Here is a 3024-nt window from a genome sequence, read left to right as displayed (position 1 = left end):
CAGAATGGCAGTGGTTTTATAATCACGAAAGGCCGAATATGGCGTTGGGCGGATATACCCCAAAACAGCATGTGTTACGTGCTGCATAACTCTACTTATGGCATCCGTTAAAAATGGGGGGATTACCACCACAAACACGCCGTAAATGGTGCCGCAGCCCTCAATCAGCGACCATACATGCCCTTGATCGGCCATCGTTTCCAGCATCAACAGCGACAGCTTGCCGCCGGTAATTTCCGGCAGCAGTTCACCTGATAGGGTGATTTTTTCCTCTTCAATGCCTAAGAACTGCAATGCCGGACGCTGACCGACGCGACTGTTGGACGGCCAGCGGTAATCAACGTTGCGCTGCATATTCTGGTACGGTAGGGTTTGCAACTGAAAGACAAATAGCCCTAATGTGAGCATCATATTAAAACTCTCCCTGATAGCTGTAATGACTGAACGCGCGCGATCGCGCCGCCCGTTCCCGGCTTTCAAGTTGGCGCGCTACTTCCTGCGCAATGTCCTGTGCGCTTTGACCGGGCTGCGCCATCATACTGATGGGCGCGTGAATGCTTACGGGTGACGGCGCGGCGCTGACTTGAACCGTCGGCGCTATCGGACGATAGGCGGATATGTTCATGGCGGCGGAGGCCATCGCGGCGGCTGGTTGCGTTGACCGGGCCTTCAACGATCTCCGGGCCATGCTCGCCGACGACGGCAAATTTCCCCAGCGGGATGCGTCCGCCGTTGTCATATTCGCCGCTATACCTGGCCCTGATGGCGTTCGCATCGTTACCCCGCGGCGCCGGAGCGGCGAACCCCTCTACCACGCCGCCGATAAACGCCTTGATAGGCTCCCAGTATTTCCTGATAACCAGCGCACCCCCGACCAGTGCGGCAACAGCCGGCCCTATCGGCGACAGCAAGACGCCCAGCGCGCTGCCAATCAGGGTAATCCCGGTACGTTGGCAGATAGGGTGAATCCGGGCATAAAAAAGCCCACCGCCTCGCTGTCGGTGGGCTTCGCTTTCCCTGGTGTCATTATTTTTATCTGAATTTCAGCATCATAATGACATTGGGCATGATGATTTTATAAACGTTTATACAGATCAATTCCGTGTTATTGATCGGTTGTAGCGATCAATGCATCCGTTCTTATGCTGCCTTTCCCAAAACCTGATAGTGCATAGTGGTTTTATTGCCGACTCCATATCTGTTCACATCCCAAACAAATTCCTGGATGCGAGCAAAGAATTTTAAAGGTATCGTTGGTTTTGGTTTGAAGGAAAAATATCAAAATGCACTAAAATACTTTCTTATATCCCCACGCGACAGGAAATGTTTATGGAACTGAAATTATTTTCTTTCAGCTTAATTGTTTTATTATTAGCTGGATGTGGACATAAAACCGCTTTCCGTGTGGCTTCTGTTACGTTGAGTAATAATCAGCCTTGTATTTCCGTTCAGAAAGAATCTGTCACTAAGGATGGTCGCTCAAAACTGGTTAGTGTCACTATTTACCAAAGAGATAGAGCTGGTGAAATGCGCACGGTTTGGGAACAAAATGATATAAAAAATCCAACTTATGTAACATTACCTCAGCAATGTATCCCAATATCATATAACTTTGAATCGGATAAAGAATATAGTGTCAGTGTAGTAACAGATATTTCTGATGATACAGTGGAGTCCAAGCGTATATGGGTAAGAAATTTTACACTGGAAGAATTGAAATCGCAGGAAGATAAGTAACTGATGTTATGAATTGCCCCGAATTACGGGGCAATGTGTTTTATTGGTTCAGATGTTCTATCAGCAGCTCGTCAACCGTTTTCATATCCGCCTACTAACCCCCAGCAGCGGCCTTGCCTCATACTGCACATCGTCACTATGGCGGTTTGGGCGATCGCGCAGGCCATATAGGGTCAAATCCATTCTGCGGCATACCTTTGCCAGTCACTTTATGATGAATGGTGGTAATATTCTGGTGTCTAAAAGACATCCTCGGCCATACCTCCATCCAGATGACAAAGCGCTATGCACACTTTGCCCCGATCACCTGGATGCGGCCGTAACGTTGAATCCGTATGACCGATTGGGTGAGCCATGAGAAAAGTAATTTCTGATTTGAAGATGGTTATGAAACCCTTAAAAGAGGATGCAGCCAGGTTTATCAGTACTTTTTTGATTGTAGGTGTTGGTTTTACCTTGATTGCATATCTTCGTGGGGGAGAGTCTGCGTTTGAGCGCGTATTCTCTGCGCTGGTTAGTGGTGAGCCTCTATACAAAAGTAACCTTTACGGAGCCTTTGCCGTAGGGTTTTTCTTGGAGCTCACCTTGAGCTTTATCCGTTCATACTTTGGCTGTCGAATAGATTTCGCAGTCAATGTCGCTCATCAACTTCGTGGCCTATTAGAATCTGTATATTTGATTCTCGCTGGTACTTGTATTACTGGTGCCCTTGTTGTTTATAGAAATCCGGCATTAGGAAAGGTTAGCGCTATGCTGGCCTATAGTTTGGTCTTTTTGATTTTTTATGCAGCTTTGTTATGTCTTACCGAGCACGTGAAAAATCTCTTTTCATCACAAAAAATGAATGGCGACAGAACGACAGCTAAGAAAAATAGACAGCAATAACCAGAAACGTGAATGGCATAAAATACAATAACTTGTTGTTTTTACTAGGCTGTGTCCCTTAATTGCATAACTTCTTGTAAAAGAGTCGGATGCAGCCCAGTTTCACCATCGACAGATAATTTCTCGCCGTTTTGTCGTAGCGTGTGGCAATACGCCGGTACTCTTTTAACCGGCCAAAACATCTCTCCACTACGTTGCGGCGACGGTAAACGTCACTGGCGAACCGTGAGCGTCCGTCAGAAGCCATTTTTTCATTAGATTTTCGAGGGATAACTGCTTTTATCCCTTTTCGTTTCAGTTCGTTACGAAGCGCATGCCCTGAGTAAGCTTTGTCAGCCAAAACCGCATAACCACGGCGCTTCATACTGCCGTTCTGACGCTGAACACCAATACCATCCAGCA

General features: G+C 47.1%; 5 protein-coding genes and 2 pseudogenes. 4 read left to right on the top strand and 3 right to left on the bottom strand.

The annotated features are described in order from the left end of the window. Positions 1 to 126: 126 nt before the first annotated feature. Both ABRZ26_RS24940 and ABRZ26_RS25275 read right to left on the bottom strand, forming a co-directional pair. A pseudogene (locus ABRZ26_RS24940) lies at positions 127 to 411 on the bottom strand (phage tail protein); the annotation flags it as partial. A 1-nt stretch (position 412) separates the two neighbouring features. Beyond that, positions 413 to 625 carry a hypothetical protein gene (locus tag ABRZ26_RS25275; RefSeq protein WP_413556483.1) on the bottom strand — a complete coding sequence of 71 codons (213 nt, stop codon included), beginning with the start codon at positions 623 to 625 and terminating at the stop codon, positions 413 to 415. On the opposite strand from ABRZ26_RS25275, the gene ABRZ26_RS25270 reads away from it, so the two are divergent. The 4 genes and pseudogenes from ABRZ26_RS25270 to ABRZ26_RS24920 all read left to right on the top strand — a co-directional run bounded on the left by ABRZ26_RS25270 (position 624) and on the right by ABRZ26_RS24920 (position 2622). Further along, positions 624 to 1040 carry a hypothetical protein gene (locus tag ABRZ26_RS25270; RefSeq protein ID WP_413556481.1) on the top strand — a complete coding sequence of 139 codons (417 nt, stop codon included), beginning with the start codon at positions 624 to 626 and terminating at the stop codon, positions 1038 to 1040. The two genes, ABRZ26_RS25275 and ABRZ26_RS25270, sit on opposite strands and share 2 nt — an antisense overlap. Before the next feature lie 289 nt (positions 1041 to 1329). Further along, complete coding sequence (locus tag ABRZ26_RS24930) at positions 1330 to 1737, top strand: putative T6SS immunity periplasmic lipoprotein (RefSeq protein WP_319606697.1); 408 nt, start codon at positions 1330 to 1332, stop codon at positions 1735 to 1737. 181 nt (positions 1738 to 1918) lie between these two features. Continuing rightward, positions 1919 to 2095 (top strand): annotated as a pseudogene (locus ABRZ26_RS24925) (tyrosine-type recombinase/integrase); the annotation flags it as partial. After that, on the top strand, positions 2092 to 2622 hold the full coding sequence (locus ABRZ26_RS24920; RefSeq protein ID WP_319606696.1) for a hypothetical protein: 531 nt from the start codon (positions 2092 to 2094) through the stop codon (positions 2620 to 2622). The pseudogene ABRZ26_RS24925 and the gene ABRZ26_RS24920, both read left to right, overlap by 4 nt. A 58-nt stretch (positions 2623 to 2680) precedes the next feature. On the opposite strand, the gene ABRZ26_RS24915 is transcribed toward ABRZ26_RS24920, so the two are convergent. Then, positions 2681 to 3024, bottom strand: a 344-nt coding sequence (locus ABRZ26_RS24915) for a transposase (RefSeq protein WP_319604780.1), incomplete at its 5' end; no start/stop codon positions are given.

Source organism: Brenneria sp. L4-2C (assembly GCF_040240335.1).
In the GTDB taxonomy this organism is placed as follows: Bacteria; Pseudomonadota; Gammaproteobacteria; order Enterobacterales; family Enterobacteriaceae; genus Brenneria.
This window is presented reverse-complemented; position numbering and strand designations above follow the sequence as displayed.

Coding starts and splice junctions, on each gene's coding strand:
- ABRZ26_RS24930 (WP_319606697.1), top strand. CDS start 1,330: ATGGAACTGAAATTATTTTCTTTCAGCTTAATTGTTTTATTATTAGCT.
- ABRZ26_RS24920 (WP_319606696.1), top strand. CDS start 2,092: ATGAGAAAAGTAATTTCTGATTTGAAGATGGTTATGAAACCCTTAAAA.
- ABRZ26_RS25275 (WP_413556483.1), bottom strand. CDS start 625: ATGAACATATCCGCCTATCGTCCGATAGCGCCGACGGTTCAAGTCAGC.
- ABRZ26_RS25270 (WP_413556481.1), top strand. CDS start 624: ATGGCGGCGGAGGCCATCGCGGCGGCTGGTTGCGTTGACCGGGCCTTC.